The organism is Crossiella sp. NPDC003009, from assembly GCF_053591555.1.
The window spans coordinates 224,297-250,739 of the sequence record NZ_JBSFUA010000008.1 but is presented as its reverse complement, the minus strand read 5'-3'; the positions used below and the strand labels follow the sequence as shown (position 1 = coordinate 250,739).

The 26,443-nt window shown below is 71.6% G+C and carries 25 protein-coding genes and 2 riboswitches; of the genes, 10 read left to right on the top strand and 15 right to left on the bottom strand.

The window, feature by feature from the left end; genetic code table 11:
- A riboswitch (TPP riboswitch) is annotated at nt 1-132 on the top strand.
- Together thiC and thiD are read left to right on the top strand one after the other, a co-directional pair.
- Nucleotides 124-1,776: a phosphomethylpyrimidine synthase ThiC gene (thiC, locus tag ACWDY5_RS12280; protein WP_449722276.1), complete on the top strand. Its 1,653-nt coding sequence runs from the start codon at nt 124-126 to the stop codon at nt 1,774-1,776. (Overlaps the previous riboswitch by 9 nt.)
- Complete coding sequence (thiD, locus tag ACWDY5_RS12275; RefSeq protein ID WP_449722275.1) at nt 1,773-2,621, top strand: bifunctional hydroxymethylpyrimidine kinase/phosphomethylpyrimidine kinase; 849 nt, start codon at nt 1,773-1,775, stop codon at nt 2,619-2,621. The genes thiC and thiD overlap by 4 nt, the downstream gene beginning before the upstream one ends.
- 51 nt (nt 2,622-2,672) lie before the next feature.
- Here thiD and thiG read toward each other — a convergent pair whose 3' ends face one another.
- The 3 genes from thiG to thiO form a co-directional block, all read right to left on the bottom strand.
- The gene (gene thiG, locus ACWDY5_RS12270) at nt 2,673-3,434 is read right to left on the bottom strand and encodes a thiazole synthase (protein ID WP_449722274.1); all 762 of its coding nucleotides are present in this window, start codon (nt 3,432-3,434) and stop codon (nt 2,673-2,675) included.
- A complete protein-coding gene (gene thiS, locus ACWDY5_RS12265) occupies nt 3,435-3,635 on the bottom strand; it encodes a sulfur carrier protein ThiS (protein WP_449722273.1) in 201 nt (66 codons plus the stop codon). It abuts the gene before it with no gap.
- Entirely contained in the window at nt 3,632-4,732 is a 1,101-nt protein-coding gene (thiO, locus tag ACWDY5_RS12260) for a glycine oxidase ThiO (RefSeq protein WP_449722272.1), read from the bottom strand. Before thiO ends, thiS begins: the two co-directional genes overlap by 4 nt.
- Nucleotides 4,727-4,836, bottom strand: a riboswitch (TPP riboswitch). It overlaps the preceding gene by 6 nt.
- Nucleotides 4,837-4,881: 45 nt before the next feature.
- On the opposite strand from thiO, the gene thiE reads away from it, so the two are divergent.
- The gene (thiE, locus tag ACWDY5_RS12255; RefSeq protein ID WP_449722271.1) at nt 4,882-5,535 is read left to right on the top strand and encodes a thiamine phosphate synthase; all 654 of its coding nucleotides are present in this window, start codon (nt 4,882-4,884) and stop codon (nt 5,533-5,535) included.
- Between the two features lie 106 nt (nt 5,536-5,641).
- On the opposite strand, the gene ACWDY5_RS12250 is transcribed toward thiE, so the two are convergent.
- From ACWDY5_RS12250 to ACWDY5_RS12230, 5 genes are all read right to left on the bottom strand, one after another.
- Nucleotides 5,642-6,841 carry a S1 family peptidase gene (locus ACWDY5_RS12250; RefSeq protein ID WP_449722270.1) on the bottom strand — a complete coding sequence of 400 codons (1,200 nt, stop codon included), beginning with the start codon at nt 6,839-6,841 and terminating at the stop codon, nt 5,642-5,644.
- Nucleotides 6,842-7,046: 205 nt separating this feature from the next.
- Nucleotides 7,047-8,171: a S1 family peptidase gene (locus tag ACWDY5_RS12245; RefSeq protein ID WP_449722269.1), complete on the bottom strand. Its 1,125-nt coding sequence runs from the start codon at nt 8,169-8,171 to the stop codon at nt 7,047-7,049.
- A 359-nt stretch (nt 8,172-8,530) separates the two neighbouring features.
- Complete coding sequence (locus tag ACWDY5_RS12240; protein WP_449722268.1) at nt 8,531-9,376, bottom strand: hypothetical protein; 846 nt, start codon at nt 9,374-9,376, stop codon at nt 8,531-8,533.
- 124 nt (nt 9,377-9,500) lie between these two features.
- Nucleotides 9,501-10,967, bottom strand: a complete 1,467-nt coding sequence (locus ACWDY5_RS12235; protein WP_449722267.1) for an MFS transporter — start codon at nt 10,965-10,967, stop codon at nt 9,501-9,503.
- 43 nt (nt 10,968-11,010) lie between these two features.
- Nucleotides 11,011-11,763 (bottom strand): GntR family transcriptional regulator, encoded by a 753-nt coding sequence (locus tag ACWDY5_RS12230; RefSeq protein ID WP_252483183.1) that lies wholly within the window; start codon nt 11,761-11,763, stop codon nt 11,011-11,013.
- Between the two features lie 223 nt (nt 11,764-11,986).
- Between ACWDY5_RS12230 and ACWDY5_RS12225 the strand changes: the two genes are divergently transcribed.
- The 6 genes from ACWDY5_RS12225 to ACWDY5_RS12200 all read left to right on the top strand — a co-directional run bounded on the left by ACWDY5_RS12225 (nt 11,987) and on the right by ACWDY5_RS12200 (nt 18,549).
- Entirely contained in the window at nt 11,987-13,264 is a 1,278-nt protein-coding gene (locus tag ACWDY5_RS12225; protein ID WP_449722266.1) for an extracellular solute-binding protein, read from the top strand.
- A gap of 4 nt (nt 13,265-13,268) precedes the next feature.
- The gene (locus ACWDY5_RS12220) at nt 13,269-14,252 is read left to right on the top strand and encodes a carbohydrate ABC transporter permease (RefSeq protein WP_449722265.1); all 984 of its coding nucleotides are present in this window, start codon (nt 13,269-13,271) and stop codon (nt 14,250-14,252) included.
- A 23-nt stretch (nt 14,253-14,275) separates the two neighbouring features.
- Nucleotides 14,276-15,082 (top strand): carbohydrate ABC transporter permease, encoded by an 807-nt coding sequence (locus ACWDY5_RS12215; protein WP_449722305.1) that lies wholly within the window; start codon nt 14,276-14,278, stop codon nt 15,080-15,082.
- A gap of 6 nt (nt 15,083-15,088) precedes the next feature.
- Nucleotides 15,089-16,540 (top strand): glycoside hydrolase family 3 N-terminal domain-containing protein, encoded by a 1,452-nt coding sequence (locus ACWDY5_RS12210; protein ID WP_449722264.1) that lies wholly within the window; start codon nt 15,089-15,091, stop codon nt 16,538-16,540.
- Nucleotides 16,537-17,586, top strand: a complete 1,050-nt coding sequence (locus ACWDY5_RS12205) for an SIS domain-containing protein (RefSeq protein WP_283662711.1) — start codon at nt 16,537-16,539, stop codon at nt 17,584-17,586. Before ACWDY5_RS12210 ends, ACWDY5_RS12205 begins: the two co-directional genes overlap by 4 nt.
- An 87-nt stretch (nt 17,587-17,673) precedes the next feature.
- Complete coding sequence (locus ACWDY5_RS12200; protein WP_449722263.1) at nt 17,674-18,549, top strand: ornithine cyclodeaminase family protein; 876 nt, start codon at nt 17,674-17,676, stop codon at nt 18,547-18,549.
- Between the two features lie 74 nt (nt 18,550-18,623).
- Here ACWDY5_RS12200 and nagA read toward each other — a convergent pair whose 3' ends face one another.
- On the bottom strand, nt 18,624-19,757 hold the full coding sequence (gene nagA / locus ACWDY5_RS12195; protein ID WP_449722262.1) for an N-acetylglucosamine-6-phosphate deacetylase: 1,134 nt from the start codon (nt 19,755-19,757) through the stop codon (nt 18,624-18,626).
- 292 nt (nt 19,758-20,049) lie between these two features.
- Between nagA and ACWDY5_RS12190 the strand changes: the two genes are divergently transcribed.
- On the top strand, nt 20,050-20,724 hold the full coding sequence (locus tag ACWDY5_RS12190) for a FadR/GntR family transcriptional regulator (protein ID WP_449722261.1): 675 nt from the start codon (nt 20,050-20,052) through the stop codon (nt 20,722-20,724).
- Here ACWDY5_RS12190 and ACWDY5_RS12185 read toward each other — a convergent pair.
- From ACWDY5_RS12185 to ACWDY5_RS12160, 6 genes are read right to left on the bottom strand one after another with little or no spacing between them, the layout of a single operon-like run.
- Nucleotides 20,674-21,567 carry an amidohydrolase family protein gene (locus ACWDY5_RS12185; protein ID WP_449722260.1) on the bottom strand — a complete coding sequence of 298 codons (894 nt, stop codon included), beginning with the start codon at nt 21,565-21,567 and terminating at the stop codon, nt 20,674-20,676. The genes ACWDY5_RS12190 and ACWDY5_RS12185 overlap by 51 nt on opposite strands.
- Nucleotides 21,564-22,559: an aldo/keto reductase gene (locus ACWDY5_RS12180; protein WP_449722259.1), complete on the bottom strand. Its 996-nt coding sequence runs from the start codon at nt 22,557-22,559 to the stop codon at nt 21,564-21,566. Before ACWDY5_RS12180 ends, ACWDY5_RS12185 begins: the two co-directional genes overlap by 4 nt.
- Nucleotides 22,556-22,864, bottom strand: a complete 309-nt coding sequence (locus ACWDY5_RS12175; RefSeq protein WP_283662703.1) for an L-rhamnose mutarotase — start codon at nt 22,862-22,864, stop codon at nt 22,556-22,558. Before ACWDY5_RS12175 ends, ACWDY5_RS12180 begins: the two co-directional genes overlap by 4 nt.
- Nucleotides 22,864-23,892: an ABC transporter permease gene (locus tag ACWDY5_RS12170; protein WP_449722258.1), complete on the bottom strand. Its 1,029-nt coding sequence runs from the start codon at nt 23,890-23,892 to the stop codon at nt 22,864-22,866. Before ACWDY5_RS12170 ends, ACWDY5_RS12175 begins: the two co-directional genes overlap by 1 nt.
- On the bottom strand, nt 23,882-25,396 hold the full coding sequence (locus tag ACWDY5_RS12165) for a sugar ABC transporter ATP-binding protein (protein ID WP_449722257.1): 1,515 nt from the start codon (nt 25,394-25,396) through the stop codon (nt 23,882-23,884). Before ACWDY5_RS12165 ends, ACWDY5_RS12170 begins: the two co-directional genes overlap by 11 nt.
- Nucleotides 25,393-26,430, bottom strand: coding sequence for a sugar ABC transporter substrate-binding protein (locus ACWDY5_RS12160; RefSeq protein WP_449722256.1), 1,038 nt, complete (start codon nt 26,428-26,430; stop codon nt 25,393-25,395). Before ACWDY5_RS12160 ends, ACWDY5_RS12165 begins: the two co-directional genes overlap by 4 nt.
- Nucleotides 26,431-26,443 lie beyond the last annotated feature (13 nt).

Genomic DNA, 26,443 nt, shown 5'->3' with positions numbered 1-26,443 from the left:
AACACAACACGCGGGAGCTCGTACCGAAACGGGCTGAGAGGGCAGCTAGGTGTCGGCTTTTCGACCCTGGGGCTGTCGACCGCCTGAACCTGACCGGGTAATGCCGGCGTAGGGAGCTTTGCCATGACGGCACTTGCCGATCGGAACATCCGTCCGACCGTCACCACCGGCCCGATCCAGGGTTCGGCCAAGGTGTACGTCGAGGGGCCAGGTGGAGTCCAGGTGCCGTTCCGGCGCGTGGGGCTGACCAACGGCGAACACCTCGACGTGTACGACACCTCAGGGCCGTACACCGACACCGAGGCCACCATTGATGTCCACAGTGGACTGCCGAGGCTGCGCGCTGACTGGGTCGCCGCGCGCGAGCCGGTCAACGGCGCGGTGACCCAGCTCGCCTACGCCAAGGCGGGCATCATCACCCCGGAGATGCAGTACATCGCCGTGCGCGAGGGCGTCGATGTGGAACTGGTGCGCAGCGAGGTCGCCATCGGGCGGGCGGTCATCCCGCTCAACCGGTGCCACCCCGAGGCGGAGCCGATGATCATCGGGAAGAAGTTCCTGGTGAAGGTGAACGCGAACATCGGCAACTCGGCCGTGTCCTCCTCCATCGAGGACGAGGTCGAGAAGATGGTGTGGGCCACCCGCTGGGGCGCCGACACCGTGATGGACCTCTCCACCGGCAAGCGGATCCACGAGACCCGTGAGTGGATCATGCGCAACTCGCCGGTGCCGATCGGCACGGTGCCGATCTACCAGGCCCTGGAGAAGGTCAACGGCGATCCGGCCCAGCTGTCCTGGGAGGTCTACCGGGACACCGTGATCGAGCAGTGCGAGCAGGGCGTGGACTACATGACCGTGCACGCCGGCGTGCTGCTGCGATACGTGCCGCTGACCGCCAAGCGGGTCACCGGCATCGTCTCCCGCGGCGGTTCGATCATGGCCGCCTGGTGCCTGGCGCACCACAAGGAGAGCTTCCTCTACACGCACTTCGAGGAACTGTGCGAGATCCTGCGGGCCTACGACGTCACCTTCTCCCTCGGTGACGGCCTGCGGCCCGGCTCGATCGCCGACGCCAACGACGAGGCCCAGTTCGCCGAGCTGAAGACCCTCGGCGAGCTGACCCACATCGCGCGGGCGCACGACGTGCAGGTGATGATCGAGGGCCCCGGTCACGTGCCGATGCACAAGATCAAGGAGAACGTGCGGCTGGAGGAGGAGCTGTGCGGTGAGGCGCCGTTCTACACCCTCGGCCCGCTGGCCACCGACATCGCGCCCGCCTACGACCACATCACCTCGGCCATCGGCGCGGCGCAGATCGCCTGGCACGGCACCGCGATGCTCTGCTACGTCACGCCCAAGGAGCACCTCGGCCTGCCCAACCGGGACGACGTGAAGGTCGGCGTGATCACCTACAAGATCGCCGCCCACTCCGCGGACCTGGCCAAGGGCCATCCGAGGGCGCAGGAACGCGATGACGCGCTGTCCCAGGCGCGCTTCGAGTTCCGCTGGGTGGACCAGTTCAACCTGTCGCTGGACCCGGACACCGCGCGGGCCTACCACGACGAGACACTGCCCGCCGAACCCGCCAAGACCGCGCACTTCTGCTCGATGTGCGGGCCGAAGTTCTGCTCGATGAAGATCACGCAGGACGTGCGCAAGTACGCTGAGGAGCACGGACTGTCCTCAGTGGAGGCGATCGAGGCGGGTATGCAGGAGAAGTCGAGCGAGTTTTCCGAACAGGGCAACAAGGTCTACCTGCCAGTGGTGGACCGTTGACCCAGCACCACGCAGGAGCGCCGACCCCGCCCCGGACGCTGACCATCGCCGGTTCGGACTCCGGTGGCGGGGCCGGGCTCCAGGCCGACCTCCGCACCTTCCTCGGGTGCGGAGTGCACGGCATGACCGCGATCACCGCGATCACCGTGCAGAACTCGCTCGGCGTGACCGGCATCGTGGAGATCGCGCCGGAGGTGGTGGCCGCCCAGATCGAGGCGGTGGCCACCGACATCGGCGTGCAGGCGGCCAAGACCGGCATGCTGGCCAACGCGGAGATCATCACCGCCATCGGCAAGGCCTGTGACCAGGTCGGCATCGGCCGGGACGGGCGCACGCCGTTCGTGGTCGACCCGGTGGCCGCGTCCATGCACGGCGACCCGCTGCTGCGGGACAACGCGCTGGAGGCGTTCAAGCGGGAGCTGTTCCCGAGGGCGACCCTGGTCACGCCGAACCTGGACGAGGTGCGGCTGCTCACCGGGCTGGATGTCAAGCACCGCACCGAGTTGCGTGACGCCGCGGTGGCCATGCACGCCTTCGGTCCACAGTGGACACTCATCAAGAGCGGCCACCTGAACAGCGATCCGCAGTGCGTGGACCTGCTCTACGACGGCAGGACCTTCCTGGAGCTGCCCGGCCCGCGCTACGACACCGTGCACACCCACGGCGGCGGCGACACCCTGGCCTCGGCCATCACCTCGGCCCTGGCCAAGGGTTCGACCATGGTGGAGGCCGTCCAGTTCGGCAAACGCTATGTGCGGGAAGCGGTCCGGCAGTCCTACCCACTGGGTGGCGGCGTCGGCCCGGTCTCCGGCCTGTGGCGGGTCAGGGACATCGACGAGGTGTAGCCACTGCGACGGGGGAGACGACGACCGCCGTCTTCCCCGTCAGTGCGCTGTTCAGGACTCGCGCTGTGGGCTCGATGCGTGTGCCCAGAAGCGCTGTGGGATGCGACCGGCCAGCCTGGCCAGGCGGCCGCCTTCGACCGCGGCGCGCATGCCGGCGGCCATCATCTCGGGGTGGGTGGCTCGGTTGACCGCGGTGGCCAGCAGGACCGCGGCGCAGCCCAGCTCCATGGCCAGTGCCGCGTCGGAGGCGGTGCCGATCCCGGCGTCCAGGATCACCGGCACACTCGCCCTGGAGACGATCAGCTCGATGTTGTGCGGGTTGCGGATGCCGAGGCCGGTGCCGATCGGGGAGCCCAGCGGCATCACGGCCGCGCAGCCGATGTCCTCCAGCTTCCTGGCCAGCACCGGGTCGTCGTTGGTGTAGGGCAGCACGATGAAGCCGTCGGCCACCAGCTGCTCGCAGGCGTCCAGCAGCTCGATCGGGTCCGGCAGCAGGGTCTGGTCGTCCGCCACCACTTCCACCTTCACCCAGCGGGTCTCCAGTGCCTCCCTGGCCAGCCGCGCGGTGAGCACCGCCTCGGCCGCGCTCTTGCAGCCCGCGGTGTTCGGCAGCGGCTGGATGCCCAGGCGCCGCAACAACTCCAGCACGCCGGTGCCGCCCTCGCCGTCCAGCCTGCGCATGGCCACCGTGGTCAGCTCCGTGCCGGAGGCCACCAGCGCCTGTTCCAGGATGGACAGGTTGTGCGCGCCGCCGGTGCCCATCACCAGCCGTGAGCCGAACTCCTGTTCGGCGATCACCAGATGGTCGTCCACTCAACCTCCCTGAACCGCAGTGAGCACTTCCACCACCGAGCCCTCGCGCAGCTCGGTCTCCGCCCAGCTCGCCCTCGGCACCACCGCGCCGTCGAGGGCGACCGCGATGCCCGTGCTGGGCGCGTCCAGCAGGGTCAGCACCTCGGCCACGGTGGCCTGCTCGCCGAGCTGGCGGTCCGTGCCGTTGACCCGTACCTTCATCTGCTCCTCCCGGGGTCGGCTGCCTGTGCTTCGGGGGTGATCTCCTTGCCCGCCACCAGGTCCAGCACCACCTCGGCGGTGACCGGGGCGAGCAGGATGCCGTTGCGGTGGTGCCCGGTGGCCACCAGCAGGCCGGGTTCCAGCCAGCCGAGCAGGGGCAGGTTGTCCACGCTGCCGGGCCGCAGCCCGGCGGCGCACTCGATGAGCGCGTACTCGGCGATGGCCGGCACCAGCTCCTCGGCATCGCGCAGCAGGTCGCGCACGCCCCCGGTGACCACCTCGGTGTCGAACCCGGCCTCGTACTGGGTGGCGCCCAGCACCAGTCCGTTGTCCGGCCGGGGCACCAGGTAGACCGGTTTGCCGCGGACCAGGCCGCGGATGGTGCGCGCGGGCGGCCGCAGCGCGCCGTGCCGGTGCCGCAGCCGCAGGATCTCGCCCTTCACCGGCCGGATCAGGCCGTCCAGCCGGGGGCACAGCCGGGCGCTCCACGCTCCAGCCGCGAGCACCGTGACATCACTGTCCACTGTGGACCCGTTGACCAGCAGCACCTTGCCGGGCAAGGTTTCCGCGACCTCGACCGCGATGAACTCCACCCCGGTGGCGGTGCACGCGGCGCGCAGCGCGGCCAGCAGCAGCCGGTTGTCCACGGACAGGTCGTCCGGCACGTCCAGTCCACTGCGGACCGACGGCCCGAGCGAGGGCTCCAGCCGCCGCACCTCACGCGCGGTGAGCTGACGCACCTCCCGGCCCAGCGAGGTCAGGAACTCGGCCAGCCTGACCAGCTCGTCCCGGTCGGCCGCGTCCACCCCGACCGCCAGCGTGCCCGCGGTGTGCAGCCCGGGATCCCGGCCAGCCGCGGTGTGCAGCCGCGCGGCGAACTCCGGCCAGCGCCGCAGCGAGGCCGCGCCCAGCGCGAGCAGGTCCTCCTCCCCCGGCCAGGCCTCGGTGACCGGCGCGAGCATGCCGCCTGCCACCCAGGACGAGCCGGTGCCCGGCGCCGGATCGACCACCCGGACGGCGAACCCCGCCGTGGCCAGCTGCCAGGCGATGGACAGACCGATCACGCCGCCACCCACGACGACGACTGCCTTCGACACGAATCTCACGCTCCCTGCGCCGGCATGACCCGGATCAGGTTCGACGGTCGGAGCCAGCAGGCTCCCTCTCAGCCCAGTGCTACCGGGCTCCCGTGCGGACCGAATTCCACCGTAGCAGGCAGAACTGGGAGCGCATAGGCTCCGGTGTCGTGCCTGGACTTGACGGAGAGCAGATTCGCCAGCGGCTGCGTGCGGCGCGGCTGTACCTGTGCACCGACGGCCGCCGGGATCGCGGTGACCTGCCGGAGTTCCTCGACGCCGCCCTCTCCGGCGGCGTGGACATCGTGCAGCTGCGGGAGAAGGGCCTGGAGGCGGCCGAGGAGCTGCGGCTGCTGGCGGTCTTCGCCGAGGCCTGCGCGCGGCACGACGTGCTGCTGGCGGTGAACGACCGGGCGGACATCGCGCTGGCCGCCGGGGCTGATGTGCTGCACCTCGGCCAGGACGACCTGCCGGTGCCGATGGCCCGGCGGATCGTGGGCGAGGACGTGGTGATCGGCCGGTCCACCCATGACCACGAGCAGTCCGACGCCGCGGCGGCCGAGCCGGGCGTGGACTACTTCTGCACCGGCCCGTGCTGGCCGACCCCGACCAAACCCGGCCGCCCCGCGCCCGGTCTCGACCTGGTGCGGCACACCGCGGCGGCCGGGCACCAGCGGCCGTGGTTCGCCATCGGCGGCATCGACGAGCAGCGGCTGCCCGAGGTGCTTGACGCCGGGGCGGACCGGATCGTGGTGGTCCGGGTGATCACCGAGGCGGCGGACCCGAAGGCGGCCGCGGCGCGGCTGAGGGAACGGCTCAACTGAGGCGGCCGTGGCGTTCCCGCGAGAGAGTGCGGGAACGCCACGGTCGCCTACCAACCCGGGTGCGGCGCGGTCGGGGGGCCGACAACACGCCGCACGCAGGGCAGCCTCAGCCGGTGGCCAGGGTCAGCCGATAGGTCGCAAGTGCCTCGTCCACCGGCTGGTACCAGGACACCGACTCCTCGCCGCGCTTGGCCAGGCAGCTGTCGTTGCGGCCGTCGCCGTTGGCGTCGTAGAGCTTGGCGCCGCTGGTGATGCCCTGGGCCTGGTCGCCGGAGACGTTCGAGCCGCCGGAGTCGCCGGGCTCCACGCAGGCGTTGTGCTGCACCAGGCCGCGCACGGTGATGGTGGAGCCGTCGATCTGGCCGTACTTGACCGTGACGTCGCGGGCGGTGACCACGCCGCAGGTCCACTTGCTGGTGGAGCCGGACTTGCACAGGCTGGCCCCGACCGAGGCCCGCTCCGCGCCCTTGATCGTCACCGCGCCGCCGTTGTGCGTGCTGACCTGGGGCAGCAGCGTCCAGGCCGCCGGGTCCACGGTCACCTCGGCGAAGTCGTTCTGGTCCTTCCAGTTGACCCGGGAGAACTCGCCGATCTTGACGTCGCCCGGGCCGTTGACCAGGTTGCCGCCGTCCGCGCAGTGCCCGGCGGTGAGCAGCCGGGGCTGACCGTCCGCGGTGCGCGCGGTGAACCCGGCCGAGCAGCGGCCACCGGCCGCGCCGCTCAGGTAGATCGCGCCGCCACCGGCCAGGTCACCGGTGGTCGCGGGCGCGGCCGCGCTCTCCACGACCTGCACGGCCTGGGTGCCCGCGGCGAACCGCTCGGCGGCGGCCCGGCCGCCGGGGAGGACGGTGACCACGACCCGGTTGCCCGGCTCGTCCACGTGGAAGCTGGTGACCTCGGGCGGGGCCTGCCGGGCGTCCAGTTCGGCCTTGGTCGCGGTCAGGGCCGACCGGGAGTGGCGCAGCAGGCGCGGGGTGGCACCGGTGGCTCGGACGGTCTCGGTCTCGGCGGGTTCGGTCACGCCGACCACGGCCGTGCCGGTGGCCGGGTCGAACCAGGAGCCGGCGAAGCTGGTCAGGCGGCCGCGGAGATCACCGGCGATGCGCTCGGCACGGCGTTCCTGGCTCAGCCTGGTCGCCGCCTGCGCCACGCTGAGGCCAAGATCGCGGGTCAGCGCCGCGACGACGCTGGAATCGCGGGCCGGGATCGCGGTCAGTCCAGCGCTGGCCGCCGCGGCGGGCGCGCCGACCGCCGAACCGGCCAGCACCGTCACCGCCAGCAGGCCAGTGACCGAACGTCGCTTCATCCGAGCGCCTTCCCTCTATCGGGCCACCTTGTTAGACCAGACGGGGGAAAGCTAGCGACGGTTTGTGACTTTGCCAAGGGGTCAAACGACGTGGATTCGAAGAATTCAAAGTGAAAGGCGCCCGCGGGGCAGGGATCCCGCGGACGCCTTTCGGCGGGTGCTGGCGGACCGGCTTGCAGGGCGCCGGCCCGCCGCACCCTTACGGTCAGCTTGTGACGAGCCGGAGCCCGTACGCGCTGAGGATCTCGTTCACCGGCTGGAAGTACGTGGTGCCGCCGGAGGAGCAGTTGCCGGAGCCACCGGAGGTGACACCCTGGGCCTGGGTGCCCGACAGCCACGAGCCACCGGAGTCACCGGGCTCGGCGCAGGCGTTGGTGCGGGTCATGCCGGTCACCGCGCCCTGCGGGTAGCGCACCGTCTGGTTCTTGGCCTGGACGGTGCCGCAGCGCCAGCCGGTGGTGGAGCCGGAGCGGCAGATGGACGCGCCGACCGCGGACTCACTGGAACCGGCCACCCGGACGGTGGTGGAGCCGCTGTAGCGGTTCACCACGCCCCGAGGGGTCCAGTTCGAGCTGGTCGCGACCCAGCCGAAGTCGCCGTTGCCGGGGAAGGTCGAGCCGCGGAAGGTGCCCTGGGCGACCCGGTTGAAGCCCTGGGTCGCGGTGCCGGTCCGGCCGCAGTGCCCGGCGGTGACGAAGCCGCCCTGCACCGAGAAGCCGATCGAGCAGCGGCCGCCGCCCATGTAGTAGGCGTCGCCACCACGCACGTCGTAGAGCGGGGTCGGCGCCTCGTCGGTCTCCACGACCTTGATCGCGGCGGCCTCCGGCAGCGCGGCCAGCTGCGCGCGGGCCTCGTTCGCCGCGCCCGGCTGCACGTTGACCACCACGTTGTTGCTCTTGACGTCGACGTACCAGCCGGTCACGCCCTTGGGCAGGCTCGACTCGGCCGCGTCCAGCGCGCCCTTCACGCCGTCGAGGGCGGCCTCGGTGCGCGCCACGACCTTGGCGGTGGCGCCCGCGGCCTCGACCGCGGCGGCCTTGGCCGCGTCGGTCACGCTGACCACGAGCTTGGCGCTGCCCTCGTCGAAGTGCGCGCCGGCGAAGGCGGCGCCGAGCGCGTCCCGCACGGACTTCTCGACCTCGGTGGCCTTGAGCTCACTGGCCACCCGGTCGGCCGCCTGCTCAGCGGTCAGCCCGAGGTCGCGCTGCATGGCCTGCAGCATTTCTGGGGAAGCGAAGCTGTCCGCCGCGGCGGGCAGGCCGCCCGCGACAACCGCACCGGTGGCCAGCAGCGCGACGCCTGCGGCGCGTGCTGCGACTGCGATCTTCATCCGTAGCCCTCTCGTGTTGGTGAGACACCGGGCCGTCGATGGCAGGGGGAATGCAGGGGTCGACGGCCCTTTTCGGGGTTTGGCTCAACGAAGTGGAGGCCACCGGCGAGACGCCATCGGTTGCGTGACCGGAAACGAGAGGTCCATCAGCCCGTCCTCTCCGCCAGTGACCGTCAGTGACGCTGCGTCATCGCTTCATCACTTTTGGGGGACGTTAAAGACACAGACCTACCCCGGGCATCCGCCGAAAGGAGGAACACGTGTCAGCAGTGGGCCATCCGTGGGCGTGTCGTGTCACATCGCGACCTCGGTCGTGGGCAGCTTGCACTAACGCCGCTAGGCCGTTCCGCCCAATGTGATCAAGGGCTGGTAGGCGAGTTCCGCTCCGCGGGCGTGCCCGTGGGCGGCGGCGTGCTGCTCGGCGGACGGGCCGCGCTGCTCGGCTGGTTCGAGGTCGTGGTGGTGGGCGGAGAGCTGGACGTGGTGCCCGGTGGCTGGCTGGACGTGCTGGTCGGCGGGACCTGGCTGGTGCTGGTCGGGGCTTCCGGCGTCGTGCTCTCCGTAGTGGAGACGGAGCTGGACGGCGTTGGGTTGCCCGGCTTGGTGGTCGGTTTCCGGTCACCCGGCCCGAACAGCTCGCCGACCGTGGTCCGCCCGCCGCCCGCCTTGCCGGACAGCGGCGCTCCGGTGGCCAGCTCGATCAGCAGCACGCCACCCATGCCGATGGCGAAGACCAGCGCGGTCACCGCCGCGACCAGCTGCCAGCGGCGGTACCAGGGCCGCCGCCCGGACTCCGGCGCGGCCTCCCGCTCGGTCTCCGGCTGTGGGGTCCCGGACTGCTCGGCCTCAGGCTGCTGGGCCTTGGACTCCGTGGTCTCGGCCGGCTCAGCCGCGGCCGCGTGCTCCTCGGTCCGCCCCTCCCGGTCCGCCTTCTCCGCGGCCCGTGCCGCCAGCGCGGCGGCGGCCAGCGCGGTGGGTGCGGTCGCGATGCGCAGGGCCTTGGCCGCGGCCCGGCTGCGTTCCAGCGAGTGCTGGTAGAGCGCGGTGCCCACGGTGCCCACCACACTGGCCACCGCGGCCCCGATGATCGTGCCGGCCACCCCCAGCTGCGCGCCCAGCGCCGCCGCGGTCACCGCCGCCAGCGCGCCTGCGATCACCTGGGTGAAACTGACATCCGGACGGTTCCGCTTGTCCTCGCCGCTCATCTTTCCCTTGCGAATAGCTCTTCCCGGTTACTCCCTTACAACGATGACGACGGCGCGGACACTCCATTGGTTGGCCAGGAGTGAGCACTGACACAGTGTCCTCAATGGACAGTGCACAGTAGACTCACGCGTTTTGTGACGCGGTGTTGGCATGTGTTGGCGGAGCGTCCACCCCGCAACTGAGGCAGTCCGCCGGTTTTTCCTGCGCCAGCACCCGGTTGTCCACGCCGAAGGCGAACAAGCCACCTGCCGCGCACAGCGCCGCGCAGACGGTCAGCGCGATGTGCCAGCCCGCGGTCAGCGCCTCCGGGTTCGCGTACTCGGCGCCGTGCAGACCGGCCAGCGCGGGCAGCACCGCGACCGCGAGCAGGCCGCCGGTGCGGGCCACCGCGTTGTTCACCCCGGAGGCCGCGCCCGCGTGCTTCTCCGGCGCGGCGGCCAGCACGGTCGCGGTCACCGGGGCCACCGCCAGCGCCAGCCCGGCGCCGAAGACCAGCACCCCAGGCAACACGCCGGACAGGTAGCTCGCGCCGGGCACCACCAGGTTGAGCAGCAGGATGCCCGCCGCGATCAGCAGCGGGCCGAGCACCAGCTGGAGCCGGGGCCCCAGGCGCTGGGCCAGGCGGCCGGAGCGGGCGGAGAACACCAGCATGATCAGCGAGATGGGCAACCCGGCCAGTCCGGCCGCGGTCGGCGAGTAGTGCAGGGAGACCTGGAGCTGGAGGACCAGCAGCATCATCACCCCGCCCAGGGCCGCGTAGACCAGGAAGGTCAGGCCGTTGGAGAGCACGAACGTCCGGTTGGCGAACAGCTGCGGCGGGACCAGCGGATGCCTGCCGCGCACCTGCATCAGCACGAAGACGGTCATCGCCGCCGCCCCGAGCACCAGGCAGCCCAGCACCAGCGGGTCGCCGATCCCCCTCGGCGGCCCCTCCACCAGGGCCGCGGTCAGCCCGGCCAGGCCGAGCGCGCCCACCGCGGAGCCGAGGAAGTCCACTCGTTCGTGGTCGCCGGAGGCGGTCTCCGGCACGTGCTTGAGGGCCAGCCAGACGCAGACCGCGGCCAGCGGCAGGTTGATCAGGAAGGCCAGCCGCCAGGACCCCGCCTGCACCAGCAGCCCGCCCACCAGCGGCCCGAGCACCGCGGCCAGGCCGGAGAGCCCGGACCAGGCGCCGATCGCGCGGGCCCGCAGCTCACGGGGGAAGCTGGCCTGCAAGATCGCCAGCGAACCGGGGGTGAGCAGTGCTCCCCCGACCCCCTGCAAGACCCTGGCCAGCACCAACAGCTCGGTGGTCGGCGCGAGGCCGCACAGCAGCGAGGCCAGCCCGAACCAGACCACCCCGATCAGGAACACCCGGCGGCGGCCGTAGCGGTCGCCCAGCGCGCCCGCGATGAGGATCAGCGCGGCCAGCGTGAGCAGGTAGCCGTCCAGGATCCACTGCAGGCCGCTGACCGAGGCCCCGAACTCGTGCCCGATCGCGGGCAGGGCCACGTTGACGATGGTGCCGTCCAGCATCGCCATCCCCGAACCGAGGATGGTGGTGGCCAGGATGGCCCGTGCCTGGCCGCTGTTCCACTCCATGCCCGGCATTGTGCGCCCGTGGTGGCCCTGGCACGCACAATGCCGGCCCGGCTCAGCCGGGAGGGTTCAAACGGGCGACGAACTTGTACCGGTCGCCCCGGTAGATCGAGCGCACCCACTCCACCGGCTTGCCGTCGGTGTCGAAGGAGTGCCGGGACAGCAGCAGCATCGGCAGGCCGATGTCGGCGCCGAGCAGCTCCGCCTCCTCCGGGGTGGCCAGCGCGGTCTCGATGGTCTCGTCCGCGTGCCCCATCTCCACACCGAAGCGCTCGCGCAGCACCTGGTACAGCGATCCACCTGCGCCGATGTAGCGGCGCAGGCCACGGAAGCGGCCCAGCGCGAGGTGGGTCAGCTCGATGGCCATCGGCTCGCCATCGGCCAGCCGGAGCCGCCGCAACCGGAGCACCTTGGCGCCCGGCCGGACCCCGAGCAGCCTGGCCAGCTCCGCCTCGGCCGGTTGTTCGCTGGCCTCCAGCAGCCTGGAGGCCGGCTGGCGGCCCTGGGCCCGCATGTCCTCGGTGTAGGAGCTCAGCTGCAACCGCTGAGCCACCTTCGGCGCGGCCGCGAAGGTGCCTTTGCCCTGCACCCTGAGCAGCCTGCCCTCCACGGTCAGCTCGGCAAGCGCTTGCCGAACCGTGGTCCGGGACACGTCGAAGTCCGCGGCCAGCGAGCGCTCCGTCGGGATCGGTGAGCCCGGCGGGAGCGAGCGCAGCAGATCGAGCAGATGTCGCTTCAGTCCCCAGTACTTCGGCTCCCGCTGGGTGCGCGGGTTCACGCCCGCCTCAGCCGACGTCACGTCCAGCATGTCCTCCTCCTCGGCATTGGCGCCCCCATACCTTTCTAGTGGTTCAGCATGCCCGTAGGTCGGACAACGGCGCCGCCCAGCCCTCGGAACGTCTTTACAACGTCTTCGCAACTGTCTTGACAGGACATGTGGTCCGGACCACTCTCAGCGCATTGGTCTACACCACTTCAGCGCGCCCGGCCAGCGTGACACGGTCTGACCGGGCTGAAGAAGGGCGGCAACGGTGAAGCGCTGGACAAAGGTAGCCGTGAGTGCTGTGGCAGCAGCACTGACGGTCTCCGGTTGTGCGGGCTCGGGCTCAGGCTCGGGTCAGGGAAGTGGCAAGGAACTCGTCGTGTGGCTGATGAGCGGCTCCGCGCCGACCACGATGACCGACGAGATGCACAAGGAGTTCGAGGCGGCCCATCCGGGCGTCAAGGTCAAGTACGAGATCCAGCAGTGGACTGGTATCCAGGACAAGCTGAACACCGCGCTGGCCGGCACCAACCCGCCGGACGTGCTTGAGATCGGCAACACCCAGTCCCCGAAGTTCGCCGAGCAGAAGGTGCTCACCGACCTGACCGCGGACGCGGCCGGCATGGGCGGGGCGAACTGGAGCGAGGGCCTGAAGGCCTCCGGCACCTGGGACGGCAAGCAGTTCGCGGTGCCGTTCTACGCGGCCAACCGGCTGGTGCTCTACCGCAAGGACCTGTTCGAGAAAGCAGGCATCACCCCGCCTGCCTCGCAGGCCGAGTGGCTGACCGCGATCGAGAAGCTCAAGGCGGCGCACAAGGACGACCCCGAGTTCCAGCCGCTCTACCTGGCCGGCCAGAACTGGTACACCCTGCTGTCCTTCATCTGGGGCGAGGGCGGTGACGTGGCCAAGCAGGAGGGCACCAAGTTCACCGCCACGATGAACACCCCCGAGGCCAAGGCCGGGCTGGAGTTCTACAAGAAGCTGGTGGACGTCTCCGGCACCAAGGCGCCCAAGGACGCCGACGAGGAGAAGCCCCCGCAGGCCGGCGTGTACGGCAAGGGCAAGGTCGGCATGATCGTCGGCCTGCCGTGGGAGGTCGCCACCGCGGCCAAGGAGAACCCCGAGATGACCAAGCTGACCGGCGGGTTCCCCATTCCCGGCAAGACCCCCGGCAGCACCGCGCCGGTGTTCCAGGGCGGGTCCAACCTGGCCATCCCGGCCGGCAGCAAGAACGCCGACCTGGCCAAGGACTACCTGAAGCTGCTCGCCGCGGAGAAGTACCAGCAGCAGCTGGTCAAGGCCGGCATGATCCCCGGCTCGACCAAGGACACCAGCGCGCTCAACAGCGACCCGGTCTCGGCCGCGATGGCCAAGGCCGCGGTCAACGGCAAGGCGGTCCCGGCCAGCCCGAACTGGGGTTCGGTGGAGGCGGGGGCGAACCCGGTCAAGACCATGATGACCGCGTACCTGACCGGGGCGAAGAGCCTGGACCAGGCCGCCTCGGACGCGAACACGGCGATCCAGCAGGCGCTCGCGGGCAAGTAGCGCGATGACCGCGACAGTGGACACCACGGTGCCGGCGGGGGCGACCCCGCCGGCACCGTCGGCGCATGGACCCGGTCGGCGTGCGCGCCGGCGCTCACTCGGCGACACCCTGTTGCCCTACCTGCTGATCGCGCCCGCGATCATCGCGCTGCTGGTCCTGCTGGGCTGGCCGGCGATCCAGGTCATCCTGATCAGCTTCCGCAAGCTCGACCTGGGCGAGCTGGTGCGCGGCGAGGTGGTCTGGCACGGCTTCGCCAACTACGCGGAGATCCTCGGCGACCCCGAGTTCTGGGTGATCACCCTGCGCACAGTGGCCTTCACCGCGGCCTGCGTGGCCGGCACGGTCGCGCTCGGCCTGCTGATCGCGCTGCTGATGCGGCAGGTCGGCGGCGGCACCCGGCTGGTGCTGCAGATCAGCCTGGTGCTGGCCTGGGCGATGCCCATCCTGGCCGCCACCACGGTGTTCCAGTGGATCTTCGACCAGAACTTCGGCATCCTGAACAAGACCCTGGTGCTGATCGGCTTCGACTCCTTCCAGGGCTTCTCCTGGTTCTCCAACGGGGTCTCCACGCTGACCGTGATCGCGCTGCTGATCATCTGGCAGGGGGTGCCGTTCATCGCGTTCACCCTGTACGCGGGGCTGCTGTCCATCCCCGGCGACCTGTACGAGGCGGCCGGGATCGACGGCGCCTCCGGCTGGCAGGGCTTCCGCGCGGTCACCTGGCCCTCGCTGGCGCCGATGGTCGGCCTGGCCACCTTCCAGTCGATCCTGTGGGACTTCAAGGTGTTCACCCAGGTCTGGGCCATCCGCCAGGGCGGTCCGGACGGGGAGAGCACCACGCTGCCGGTGCTGCAGTACATCAAGGGCATCTCCGGCAGCCACTTCGGCGTGGCCGCCGCGGTCGCGGTGCTGATGATCCTGGTGCTGACCGTGCTGGTCGGGCAGTACATGCGGCTGCTCATCCGGCGTCAGGAGGGTGCGCTGTGAGGACCAAGAGCCGTCCGCAGCGGATGCTGCTCACCGCGGTCGCGCTGTTGCTGGCCGGGCTGTTCTTCTTCCCGACCTACTGGATGATCAACTCATCCCTGCGGCCGTCGAACGCCAACCTGACCACCGACTACGACCTGTTCCCGACCTCGGTCACCTTCGAGAACTTCGTCACCGCGGTCAGCAAGCCCGGCTTCACCAACTTCCTGACCAACAGCCTGATCGTGGCGGTGGGGGCCATGCTGTGCGCGGTGGCCGCGGGCATCCTGGCCGCGATCCCGCTGAGCAGGCTGCGCTTCCGCGGCCGCAAGGGTTTTGTGCTGCTGGTGCTCATCGCGCAGCTGGCGCCGCTGGAGGCGCTGCTGATCCCGATGTACCTGCTGATGCGCGATGTCGGCCTGCTCAACATGCTGCCCGCGCTGCTGCTGGTCAACGTGGCCACCACGCTGCCGTTCACCATCTGGGTGCTGCGCGGCTTCGTCAACGGCATCCCGGTGGACCTGGAGGAGGCGGCCATGGTGGACGGCTGCTCCCGCTGGGGCGCCTTCCGCAGGGTCACCCTGCCGCTGCTGGGGCCGGCGCTGGTGAGCACCTCGGTGTTCTCCTTCATCACCGCCTGGAACGAGTTCCTCTTCGCCCTGGTGCTGATGCGGGACCAGAGCAACCAGACGCTGCCGGTGTGGCTGTCCACGTTCAGCACCGTCTTCGGCACCGACTGGGGCGGCACCATGGCCGCCTCGGTGGTCTTCGCGCTGCCCGTGCTCATCTACTTCCTGATCGTCCAGCGCAACCTGGTGGCCGGGAACACCGCCGGCGCCGTGAAGGGATAGTCCACAGTGGATGGTCTGCGACGCTTGGCCGACGCCGTGCTGCTGCCGGGTTTTGCCGGGACGAGCGCGCCGGACTGGGTGCGCCGCCGGGTCGCTGACGGCCTCGGCGGCGTGCTGCTGTTCGGGCGCAACGTGGTCGACGACGAGCAGGTGGCCGCGCTGACCGCACAGCTGCGGGCCGAGCGGCCCGAACTGGTGGTGGCCATCGACGAGGAGAGCGGCGACGTGACCCGGCTGGACGCCGCGCGCGGCTCCGCGCTGCCGGGTCCGCACGCGCTGGGCGCGATCGGCGACCTCGAGCTGACCAGGGAGGTCGGCGCGGCGCTCGGGGCCAGGCTGGCCGCCTGCGGGGTGACGCTGGACCTGGCGCCCTGCGCGGACCTGACCCTGGCCGCGGAGGACCCGATCATCGGCGTGCGCGCCTTCGGCAGCGAGCCGCACGCGGCCGCGGCCCAGGTGGCCGCGTTCATCGCGGGCATCCAGCAGTCCGGGGTGGCCGCCTGCGCCAAGCACTTCCCCGGTCACGGCGCCTCCACCGCGGACTCGCACCGCGAGCTGCCGGTGCTGGAGCGCACGGAGGAGCAGCTGCGCACGGTCGAGCTGGTGCCGTTCCGGGCCGCGATCGCCGCCGGGGTGCGCTCGGTGATGACCGGCCACCTGGTGATCCCGGCCTGGGGCGAGTCGCCTGCCACGCTGAACCGGCACGCGGTGACCGAGGTGCTGCGCGGCGAGCTGGGCTTCACCGGCGCGGTGGTCACCGACGCGCTGGAGATGAACGCGGTCTCCGGCACCGCCGGGATCAGCGACGGCGCGGTGCAGGCGCTGCTGGCCGGCGCGGACCTGCTGTGCGTGGGCGGCGAGCTGGCCGACGCCGAGGTGGTGGACCGGCTGGCCGAGGCGATCGTCGCTGCTGTCCACAGTGGACGGTTGAGTGAGGAGCTGCTGGCCGGGGCCGCGGCGCGGGCGGCGTCACTGGGCGGCCCGGTCACCGGCGGTCCGGGGCCGGATGGCGACCTGGGCCTGCGGGCCGCGCGGCGGGCGGTCGAGGTGCGCGGCGAGCTCAAGCTGGCCGGGCCGCCGCTGGTGGTGGACCTGGAGGTGGACCCGAGCATCGCGGTCGGCGCGGTGCCCTGGGGCCTCGGCCCGCACCTGAGCGAGCTGCTGCCGGGCAGCCGGGTGCTGCGGCCCGGCCCGGATGGCAAGGACGAAATCCTCGATTCAGTGAACGGTTCCCCGGCGGTGGTTGTCACCAGGGACGCGCACCGGCACGCTGAAGTGCGGCGACTTGTCGTCGAACTTGCTAGCATTGGTCTAGACCTAGTGCACGTCGAGACGGGGGTGCCTGGTCCGGACCTGGGCAGCGTCGCCCGTATCGACACCCACGGCAGCGCGTACGTGTGCCTGCGCGCCGCCGCCGAGCTGCTCGCCGCGAACACGGCGAGGGAGGACAGGCGATGACGTCGACAGAGACCGTGCCCGGCGCGCACATGGCCGCCGAGATCGCGGCCCAGCCCGAGGTGTACCGCGGCCTGCTGGCCCGGCGGGCGGAGATCGCCGCGGTGGCCGCGCAGATCGCCGAGCGCCGCCCGCGGTTCGTGCTCTTCGCCGCCCGCGGTTCCAGCGACCACGGCGCGCTCTACGCCAAGTACCTGACCGAGGTCCTGCTCCAGCTGCCCGCCGGCCTGGTGTCCCCGTCCACCACCACGCTCTACGGCGCCCAGCCGGACCTGACCGACGTGCTGTGGGTGTCGGTCAGCCAGAGCGGCGGCTCCCCCGACCTGGTCGAGGCCACCGAGTCCGCGCGCAGGCGGGGCGCGCTCACCGTGGCCGTCACCAACACCCCGGACTCCCCGCTGAACCAGGTCACCGAGCTGTCGGTGGACATCGGCGCGGGCAAGGAGCTCGCGGTGGCCGCCACCAAGACCTACAGCGCCACCCTGCTGGCCCTGTACCTGCTCATCGACGCCGTCCGCGGCGGCACCGCCGAACACGCGGCCAACCTGGGCGACCTGGCCGACTCGGCCCTCAGCCTGGCCGAACCCGCGGTCGCCGAGGCCGTCCAGCGCTACCGCTTCGCCAACCGCGTGGTCACCACCGGCCGCGGCTACTCCTCGGCCACCGCCGCCGAGGCCGCCCTCAAGCTCGCCGAGACCAGCTACCTGTCCGCCAGGGCCTACAGCGGCGCCGACCTGCTGCACGGCCCGGTCGCCGCGGTCGACAGCGAGACCGCCGTGCTGGCCATCACCAGCGCGGGCCAGGGCGGCGCGGCCATGCGCGAGGTGCTGGAGGTCGTGCAGGGCCGCGGCGCGGACATCCTCGCGGTCGGCTCGGCGGCCGACGTGGTCGCGGCGGCTTACCGGATCGGGGTGCCGGCCACGGCGGAGGAACTGGCCCCGGTGCTGGAGATCCTGCCGGTGCAGCGGCTCGCGCTGGGACTGGCGCTGGCGCGGGGCGGGGACCCGGACAACCCGCGCGGGCTGAACAAGGTCACGAAGACTCGCTGAACACCCGAGAACGCGGCGCATCCCCGGCTGGGGGTGCGCCGCGTTCTCGTTGACCTCCAGGAAGCTGGAGCTTGCAGAATCGCGGCCATGACCACCGTCCTGGACGACGCCGCGATCCTGGCCCGCCTCACCCCCGCCCTCGCCGTCTCCGCCATGCGCGAGGCCGTCCTGTCCGCCGAACGCGGCGATCTCCTTGCCCCGTCCCGCGTGCACGCCGGCGCGCAGACCTTCACCGCGGGCAGGCTCATCGGCCAGTGGTACGGATTCCGTTCCTACGCGACACATCTCGACGCCCCCCAGCTCGTCGCCCTGCACGCCGAACCCTCCGGCGAGCTGCTGGGACTGGCCGTGGGCAAGGAGCTGGGCAACCACCGGACCGGCGCGCTGGGCGGGCTGGCGGTGGACCTGCTGGCGCGGCCGGAGGCGCGGACCGTGGGGCTGGTGGGCGCGGGGGCCCAGGCGTGGACGCAGGTGTGGGCGATCAGTGGGGTGCGGGAGCTGGCTGGGGTGCGGGTGTTCTCGCGGGATCCGGGGCGGCGGCGGGCCTTCGCGGAGCGGGTCAGGGCGGAGCTGGGGGTGGCCGCGGAGGCGGTGTGCTCGGCGCGGGAGGCGGTGGTGGAGCGGGACATCGTGGTGCTGGCGACCTCGGCCGGGGCACCGGTGATCGAGGCGGGGTGGATCTCGGCGGGGACGGCGGTGACCACCGTGGGGCCGAAGCAGGTGGGGCGGGCGGAGTTCGGGGTGGATCTGGTGGAGCGGGCGGACGCGGTGTTCACCGACTCGCCCGCGCAGCTCGACGGGTACCGGCCCTCGGCGCTGCTGGCGGGGCGGGAGGTGGTGTCGCTGGGGGCCGTCGCGAGTGGGACTCAGGTGGGGCGGCGGGCGGCTGAGGACGTCACTTTGTACGCCTCGGTGGGGCTGGCGGGGACGGAGCCGTTCCTGTTGTCCCGGTTGCTGGCATGAGCGAGAGCCCCTGCCCGGGTTGCGGTGCAGAGGCCCTCGTGTTCTCTCTCGCCCCCACCTGTGCGGTGGAAGATTCAGTTGCCTGCCGCGGGCAGGCGGGCGACCGTGCTGCGGGCGGACTCCTCCGCGTCGAAGACCAGTTCGCCCTCGACCCACACCTTGCGCGGGTGCAGGTCCGCGTCCCACAGCACCAGGTCCGCGCGCGCGCCGGGCGCGATGCGGCCCAGGGCAGGCTCGCCGAGGACGTCGGCGGGGACGGTGGTGGCGGCGTGCAGGGCGACGGCTGGGTCGATGCCGAGGCCGACCATGTTGCGGACGGCGCGGTCCAGGGTCAGGGCGCTGCCGGCGATGGTGCCTGCCGGGGAGCGGGGGACGCCTTCCTCGGTGAGCACGACGTCCTCGCCGCCAAGCTGGTAGCGGCCCGGCGGCATGCCCGCGGCGGCCACCGCGTCGGTGACCAGGGCGACGCGGCCGGGGGCGGCGTTGAAGACCAGTTTGCAGATGTCGCCGTCGACGTGGGCCAGGTCGGCGATCAGGCCGAGGGTGTAGCGGGAGTCGACCAGGCCGATGCCGGGGACGCCCGGCTCGCGGTGGCCGAGGGGGCGCTGGGCGTTGAACAGGTGGGTGATCATGCGCGCGCCCAGGTCCGCGGCCTGGCGGGTCTGCTCGCCGGTGGCGTCGGTGTGGCCTACCGCGACCAGCACGCCCGCTTCGGTGAGGCGGCGGACGGCCGCGAAGCCGCCCGGCTGCTCCGGGGCCAGGGTGACCAGGCGCAGGGCCGCGTGCACCGCGGGGTCGGCCAGGATGCGCTCGATCCGGTCCGCGCTGGGCGGTTCCATCACCTCGGGGTTGTGCACGCCGTGCCGCAGCGGGGACAGGAACGGGCCCTCGAAGTGCAGGCCAAGCGGACGGGCCCCCGAACCGGCCGGCAGGGCGGCCGCGGCGGCCAGGACCTGGTGCGCCTGGCGCAGGATCTCCGGCAGCGGGGCGGTGATCAGGGTGGGCAGGAACCGGGTCACGCCGGTGCGCGGCAGCGCCGCGGACACGGTGGCCATCCCGGCGGCGTCCACGTCGGCGAAGTCCACCCCGACCGCGCCGTTGATCTGCACGTCCACCAGGCCGGGGCTGAGCAGGCCCTCGGTCTCCCCGCGATAGCCGGGGTTCTCCGCGACCTCGACGATCTCGCCGTCGCGGATGCGTAGTGTCACCGGACCGGAGAGGGCATTGCCCAACAGCGCCTTCGGGGCAGCGACTATGGCGTCCAATGACCCTCCAATGGTTTAGACCATTATGACGGTAACCCGACGTGTGCGCATTCGTCCAGCTCCGAAGGAACGGTGGGACCCTTTACACAGCAGAGCCCGCCTCACCGAGGGGGCGGGGTGAGGCGGGCAGGCTCAGATTACGCCAGATGGAGCAATGCGCAACTGAGCGAGCGGCATGGCGCATACTGGAGCGAAACATCCGAGGTGTGTACCGGCTCGCGAAACGGGGGTGGCAGTGGCCGTTACCGACGACGCCATCTTGCGCGTCAAGGAAATGATCGTCTCCGGCGAGCTGAAGCCGGGCGACCGGCTGCCCAGGGAGGCCGACCTGGCCGAGCGGCTTGGCCTGTCCCGGAACTCGCTGCGCGAGGCGGTGAAGGCGTTGTCGCTGGTCAGAGTGCTGGACGTGCGGCAGGGCGACGGCACCTACGTCTCCAGCCTGCGCGCGGACGAGCTGCTCGGCGCGCTGAGCTTCGTGCTGGACCTGCACCGCGGCGAGGAGTCCGTGCTGGAGGTCCTTGAGGTCCGCCGGGTGCTGGAACCGGCCTGCGCGGCCATCGCCGCGGTGCGCATCGACGAGAAGGACATCGCCGTGCTGCGCGAGCTGTGCGAGGAGACCGAGAAGTCCGACTCGGTGGAGCGCCTGGTCGAGCTGGACCTGGAGTTCCACCGCCGGATCGCCCAGTCCGCAGGCAACGCCTACCTGGCCCAGCTGCTGGACACGCTGGCCGGACCCACCGTGCGGGCCCGGATCTGGCGCGGCATCGCCCAGGGCGGGGCGGTGGACCGGACCGTGGCCGAGCACCGGGCGATCGTGGACGCGCTGGCCGCGCACGAGCCGGAGCTGGCCCGCTCCTGGTCAACCGTGCACGTCGCCGGTGTCGAGCAGTGGCTGCGCAACCTCGGATGACTGCTCAATCGCGTACACCCGTTGGGCGGTGCCGCCGAACACGGCGGCCCGTTCCGATGGCGTGAGCCGATCGGTCAGTACCTCGGCTGTCTCCAGCACGGTGGCGTAGGGCGCGGCGAGCAGGCAGACCGGCCAGTCCGAGCCGAACATCACCCGTTCGGGGCCAAAGGCCGCCAGCACCACCTCGGTGTAAGGGCGGAGCTGGTCGACCGTCCACTGTGTCCAGTCGGCCTCGGTGACCAGGCCGGACAGCTTGCAGGTGACGTTGGGCAGGGCGGCCAGCGTGCGCAGGTCAGCGGCCCACGACGCCAGCTCGCCGCTGGCGATCGGCGGCTTCGAGCAGTGGTCGAGCACGAACTCCAGCTGCGGCAGCGCCCGGACCGTCTCGATGGCCGCGGGCAGCTGGTGCGGCCGGGTGAGCAGGTCGTAGGACAGTCCGGCCTCGGCCACCGCGGCCAGGCCCCTGCGCACGTCCGGGCGGCACAGCCAGCGCGGGTCCGGCTCGCCCTGCACCTGGTGCCGGATGCCGCGCAGCCAGCGCCCGCCGTGGCCGGACTTCAGCGCGGCCAGGGTGTCCGCCACCTCCGGCGCGGTCAGGTCGGTCCAGCCGACCACCGCGGCCACGATCTCCGACGCCTCGGCGAAGACCAGGAACTCCGGGGTCTCCTCGGGCACCGTGATGGTCTGCACCAGCACGGTGGCCCCGATGCCGGTGGCCGCGGTGACCTGGTGCAGGTCGGGCAGCATGAAGCTCCGGTTGATCGGCGCCATCTCCGGCCCGGCCAGCCAGTCCTGGGCGCGCACCGACAGGTCCCAGAGGTGGTGGTGGGCGTCGATCCTCATGCCTGTTCGCCCGGCCCGAACACGTCCGAGGCAAGCAGGTTCCGCTCGCGCAGCTCGGCCCACAGCTCCGGCGGCACCGGGTTGGCGACCAGGCCGGCGTTCTGCCGCATTTGCTCGCCGGTGCGCGCGCCGATCACCACCGAGGCGACCGAGGGGTGGCCGAAGGCGAACTGGATGGCGGCCTGCGGCAGCGTGACGCCGTGCCGCTCGCACACGCCGGCGATCGCCCTGGCCCGGTCCACCAGCTCCGGCGGGGCGTCGGCGTAGTTGTACTTGGCGTGCACCGGGATCTCGTGCCGGGAGAGCAGGCCGGAGTTGAACACGCCCGCGGCCAGCACGGAGACGTTGCGCTCCAAGCACAGCGGCAGGAACTCGGCCGCGGCCGGCTGCTCCAGCAACGTGTAGCGACCGGCCAGCATCACCACGTCGATGTCGGTCTCCCTGATGAACCTGGCGGGCATTTCCCACTGGTTCATGCCGACGCCGATCGCGCCGACCACGCCCTGGTCGCGCAGCTCGGCCAGGGCCGGGAAGCCCTTTCCCGCCGCCTCGGCCCAATGGTTGTCCGGGTCGTGCAGCAGCACCACGTCGACCCGGTCAAGGCCCAGTCTGTCCAAAGAGGACTCCAGCGAGCGACGCACGCCGTCGGCGCTGAAGTCCCACACCCTGCGGTGGGTGGCCAGCACGTCGAAGCCGTCGGCCAGGTCGTCACCGCCGCCGTCGTACTCGGTGAGCAGGCGGCCGACCTTGGTGGAGACCGCGAACTCGTCCCTGGGGTGCTCGGCCAGCACCGCGCCGAGGCGGCGTTCGGACAGGCCGAGACCGTAGTGCGGCGCGGTGTCGAAGTAGCGCACCCCGGCGTCCCAGGCGGCGCGGACCGCGGCGTGCGCGTCGGCGTCGGGCACCGGGCGGTAGAGGTTGCCGATCGGCGCGGCGCCGAAGCCCAGCGCGGTCACCGGCACCGTGGTGCGGCCCAGTTTCGCGGTCCTCACGGCAGCTCCCAGACGAGTCGGATCTCGGGTTCGGCGCCCGAGTAGTCGTCGGGCACCTCCAGCAGCTCGGCCATCCTGGCCTGCCAGGGCACGTTGGCCGGGTGCTCGCGCAGGTGCGCCCGCATGGCCTCGTAGTCGTCGCAGTCGACCAGGTGGAACAGGTCCCGGCCACTGCGCCAGATCCGCCAGGAGCGGACCCCGGCCTCGCGCAGCGCGAGGTCCAGCTCCGGCGGGATGCTCGCGTGCACCCGCTCGTACTCGGCTTCCCTGCCCGGCTTGAGCCTGGTGTGCAGCACCGTCTCCATCAGGTCTGCGCCTTCCCGCTGGCGATCCTGGCCAGCATCAGCGCGCCGAGGATGACCGCGCCGTAGACCGCCTGGATCCAGAACGAGGGCACCTGGGCCGCGGTGAGCAGGTTGTCCACCACGCCGAGCAGCAGCACTCCGGTGAGCGCGCCGAACAGGGTGCCCTTGCCGCCGTCGAGGGAGATGCCGCCGATGACCGCCGCGGCGAACACGGTGAAGATCATCCGGTCGCCCTGGCCCGCGCTGAGCGCGCCGACGTAACCGGTCTGGATCAGCCCGCCGATCGCGGCCAGCACCCCGGCCACCACGAACACCGCCCAGGCGATCCGGTCCACCCGGATACCGGCGGCGCGGGCGGCCTGGGCGTTGCCGCCGATGGCGTAGAGCGCGCGGCCGATCCGGTGGTAGCGCAACAGGAACCCGGCCACCAGGTAGGCGATCCCGGCCAGCCACACCGAGATGGGCAGGCCGAGGAAGGTGTTGGTGGCCAGCGCGAAGAAGGCCTCCGGCATCTGGAACAGGGTCTTGCCCTCGGTGGAGCCGACCAGCAGGCCGCGCAGGATGATCAGCATCGCCAGGGTCACGATGAACGCGTTGAGCTGGAGCTTGACCACCAGGAAACCGTTGAACAGCCCCACGACCGCGCCCACCACCAGCACCGCGAGGATGGCCAGCCAGGCGGGCAGCGGGTCGTCGAACCAGCCGATGCCGCTGGCCGCCGGGATGGCCAGCAGCGCGCCGACCGCGGGCGCGATGCCCACGGTGGACTCCAGCGACAGGTCGAACTTGCCGGTCAGCAGCACCAGCGTCTCGCCGAGCACCACCATGGCCAGCGCGGCCGAGGCGCCGAGCACCGCGACCAGGTTGTCCGTGGTGAGGAAGCGGTCGTTGACCAGTCCGCCGATCAGCACCACCACCGCGAGCGCGGGCAGCAGCGCCAGGTCACGCAGCCTGGCCAGCCGGATCCGTCGTGGCGGCGCGGACTTGCCGGCCGTGGGGTTGTTCTGCACGGCGGTGTCATTCGCCATCGAGTTCGACTCCTTCGATGGAGGCCACGAGCTGGCCATCGGCCCAGCCTGCCTGGTGTTCGGCGGCCAGGGTTCCGGCGCGCATCACGAGCACCCGGTCACAGGGGCGCAGGTCGTCCAGCTCGTCGCTGACGATCAGCACCGCCTTGCCCTCGGCCCTGGCCCGGTCGACCACGGCCAGCAGGGCCTGTTTGGACTTCACATCGACCCCGGCGGTGGGGTTGATCATGATCAGCACGTCCGGGTCGTTGGCCAGCGCGCGGGCCATCACGACCTTCTGCTGGTTGCCGCCGGAGAGGTCGCTGACCGGCTGGTCGGCCTCCTTGGCCACCACGCCGTACTCGGCGATCGCGGTGTTCCCCTTGGCTCGCACGGTTTTCGGCGCGGCCAGCCCGGCCACGCCGAGCCGGTCCAGCACGCTCATGGTGGCGTTGTCGCCGATGGACATGCCCAGCACCAGGCCCTGGTCGTGCCTGGACCTGGGCACGCAGCCGATCCCGGCGTTCAGCGCGGCCGAGACGTCGCCCGGCTTGAGCGGGGCACCGGCCACCCGCACCGTGCCGGCGACCGGTTTCCGCAGCCCGTACACGGTTTCCGCGACCTGGTGCTTGCCGCTGGCGTTGCTGCCGGCCAGCCCGAGCACCTCGCCGCGGCGCAGCTCGAAGGAGACGCCTGCGAAGCCGTCACCGCCGAGCCCCCGCACGGTGAGCGCGACCGGAGCGTTGTCCGGCAAGGCTTCCCGGTCGGCCGCGTCGGTCACCGCGAGCCCGCCGGACTCGCCGGTCATCGCGTCCACCAACTGGCCGCGGGAGAGCTCGCTGACCGGGGCGGTGACGATGTGCCTGGCGTCGCGCAGCACGGTGACCGCCTGGCACACCTCGTACACCTCTTGCAGGTGGTGGGAAATGAACAGGAAGGTCACCCCAGCGGCCTGCAGCTGGTGCATGCGCTCGAACAGCCTGCTGATCGCGTGGCTGTCCAGCTGCGCGGTGGGCTCGTCCAGGATGATGAACCGGGCGCCGTAGGACAGCGCGCGGGCGATCTCCACCAGCTGTCGCTGCTCCACGTCCAGCTCACCGGCCAGCGCGTCCACCGAGACGTCCACGCCCCAGGCGGCCAGCAGCTCGGCGGCCCCGGCGCGCAGCGCGGACCAGCGGATCACGCCGCGGCTGGCCGGCTGCCGGTTGAGGAACAGGTTCTCCGCCACGGTCAGCTCGGGGATGACGGTGGAGTGCTGGTACACGCAGGCCACCCGCTGCCGCCAGGCTTCCCGGTCGGCCACCGGGGGCGCGGGCTCGCCGTTGAACGCGACCGTGCCACTGTCCGGTTTGGACAGTCCGGTGAGCACGGACACCAGGGTCGACTTGCCTGCCCCGTTGCGCCCCACCAGGGCGTGCGACTCACCGGGGCGGACGGTGATCCCGACATCGTGGAGCGCGGTGGTGGGGCCGAAGCGCCGAGTGATGCCCAGCGCTTCGACCACCGGCGCGGCGGGTGCGCTCACAGCTGGTTGCCCCACAGCGACTTGTCGTCCACGTTCTCCTTGGTCACCAGCGGCGCGGGCAGCTGGTCCTCCAGGATGCCGGGCCGGACCTCGACGATGGTGCTGCCGTGGTCAGTCGGACCGGCCTTGAAGGTCTCCCCCGCCATCGCCTTCTTGATCCAGTACATGCCGTACTTGGCGTAGGCGTCGGCGGGCTGGGACACCGTGGCGTCGATCTCGCCCTTGCGGATGGCCTCGAACTCCTGCGGGATGCCGTCGTTGCTGACCGCCACCACGTGCTTGGGGTCGCCCACCGGGTGCAGCAGGTCCTTGCGCTTCAACGCCTGTAGCGTCGGCGCCAGGTACACGCCGCCCGCCTGCATGTACACGCCCTTGACGTCCGGGTTCGCGGTGAGCAGCGACTCCAGGCCGGAGGATGCCTTCTCCGCCTTCCACTCCGCCGGCAGGTCCAGGATCTGGATGCCGGGGAACTTGGCGGTCATGCACTCGCGGAAGGCCTCGGAGCGGTCCCGGCCGTTGACCGAGGCCAGGTCGCCCTGGATCTGCACGACCTTGCCCTGCTTGACCTTGCCGCCGATGTGCTCGCAGGCCTTGGTGCCGTAGGCGCGGTTGTCCGCGCGCACCACCATGGCCACCTTGCCGCTCTCCGGGGCCACGTCCACCGCGACCACCGGCACGCCCTTGCGCTCGGCCTGGGCCAGCCCGGCGACCACCGCGGCGGAGTCCAGCGGGGTGACCACCAGTCCCTTGACGCCCTGGTTGAGCAGGTTGGTCATGTCGGTGATCAGCTTGGCCGGGTCGGAGTTGGCGTTGACCGTGGGCAGCGCCGCCACCCCGGACTCGGTGGCCATCGTCGGCACGTAGTTGTTGTAGGCCTGCCAGAACGGTGAGGTCAGCAGCGGCACGGTCGCGCCGACCTGACCGGGGCCACTGGCGCCCTGCTGGCCTCCCGGGCCTTTCGTGGTGCCACAACCCGCCAACACGATGGCCAGCGCGGCGGCAGCGGCCCCTGCCCTGCGGACGTCGGAACGCACCACGGTCCTCCTT

Bases quoted from the DNA above. Each gene is read 5' to 3' on its own strand.
- thiC (WP_449722276.1), top strand. From the start codon at position 124: ATGACGGCACTTGCCGATCGGAACATCCGTCCGACCGTCACCACCGGC.
- thiS (WP_449722273.1), bottom strand. From the start codon at position 3,635: ATGAAGGTACGGGTCAACGGCACGGACCGCCAGCTCGGCGAGCAGGCC.
- ACWDY5_RS12250 (WP_449722270.1), bottom strand. From the start codon at position 6,841: ATGAAGCGACGTTCGGTCACTGGCCTGCTGGCGGTGACGGTGCTGGCC.
- ACWDY5_RS12245 (WP_449722269.1), bottom strand. From the start codon at position 8,171: ATGAAGATCGCAGTCGCAGCACGCGCCGCAGGCGTCGCGCTGCTGGCC.
- ACWDY5_RS12240 (WP_449722268.1), bottom strand. From the start codon at position 9,376: ATGAGCGGCGAGGACAAGCGGAACCGTCCGGATGTCAGTTTCACCCAG.
- ACWDY5_RS12235 (WP_449722267.1), bottom strand. From the start codon at position 10,967: ATGCCGGGCATGGAGTGGAACAGCGGCCAGGCACGGGCCATCCTGGCC.
- ACWDY5_RS12230 (WP_252483183.1), bottom strand. From the start codon at position 11,763: ATGCTGGACGTGACGTCGGCTGAGGCGGGCGTGAACCCGCGCACCCAG.
- ACWDY5_RS12220 (WP_449722265.1), top strand. From the start codon at position 13,269: ATGACCGCGACAGTGGACACCACGGTGCCGGCGGGGGCGACCCCGCCG.
- ACWDY5_RS12215 (WP_449722305.1), top strand. From the start codon at position 14,276: ATGCTGCTCACCGCGGTCGCGCTGTTGCTGGCCGGGCTGTTCTTCTTC.
- ACWDY5_RS12205 (WP_283662711.1), top strand. From the start codon at position 16,537: ATGACGTCGACAGAGACCGTGCCCGGCGCGCACATGGCCGCCGAGATC.
- ACWDY5_RS12200 (WP_449722263.1), top strand. From the start codon at position 17,674: ATGACCACCGTCCTGGACGACGCCGCGATCCTGGCCCGCCTCACCCCC.
- ACWDY5_RS12185 (WP_449722260.1), bottom strand. From the start codon at position 21,567: ATGAGGATCGACGCCCACCACCACCTCTGGGACCTGTCGGTGCGCGCC.
- ACWDY5_RS12175 (WP_283662703.1), bottom strand. From the start codon at position 22,864: ATGGAGACGGTGCTGCACACCAGGCTCAAGCCGGGCAGGGAAGCCGAG.
- ACWDY5_RS12170 (WP_449722258.1), bottom strand. From the start codon at position 23,892: ATGGCGAATGACACCGCCGTGCAGAACAACCCCACGGCCGGCAAGTCC.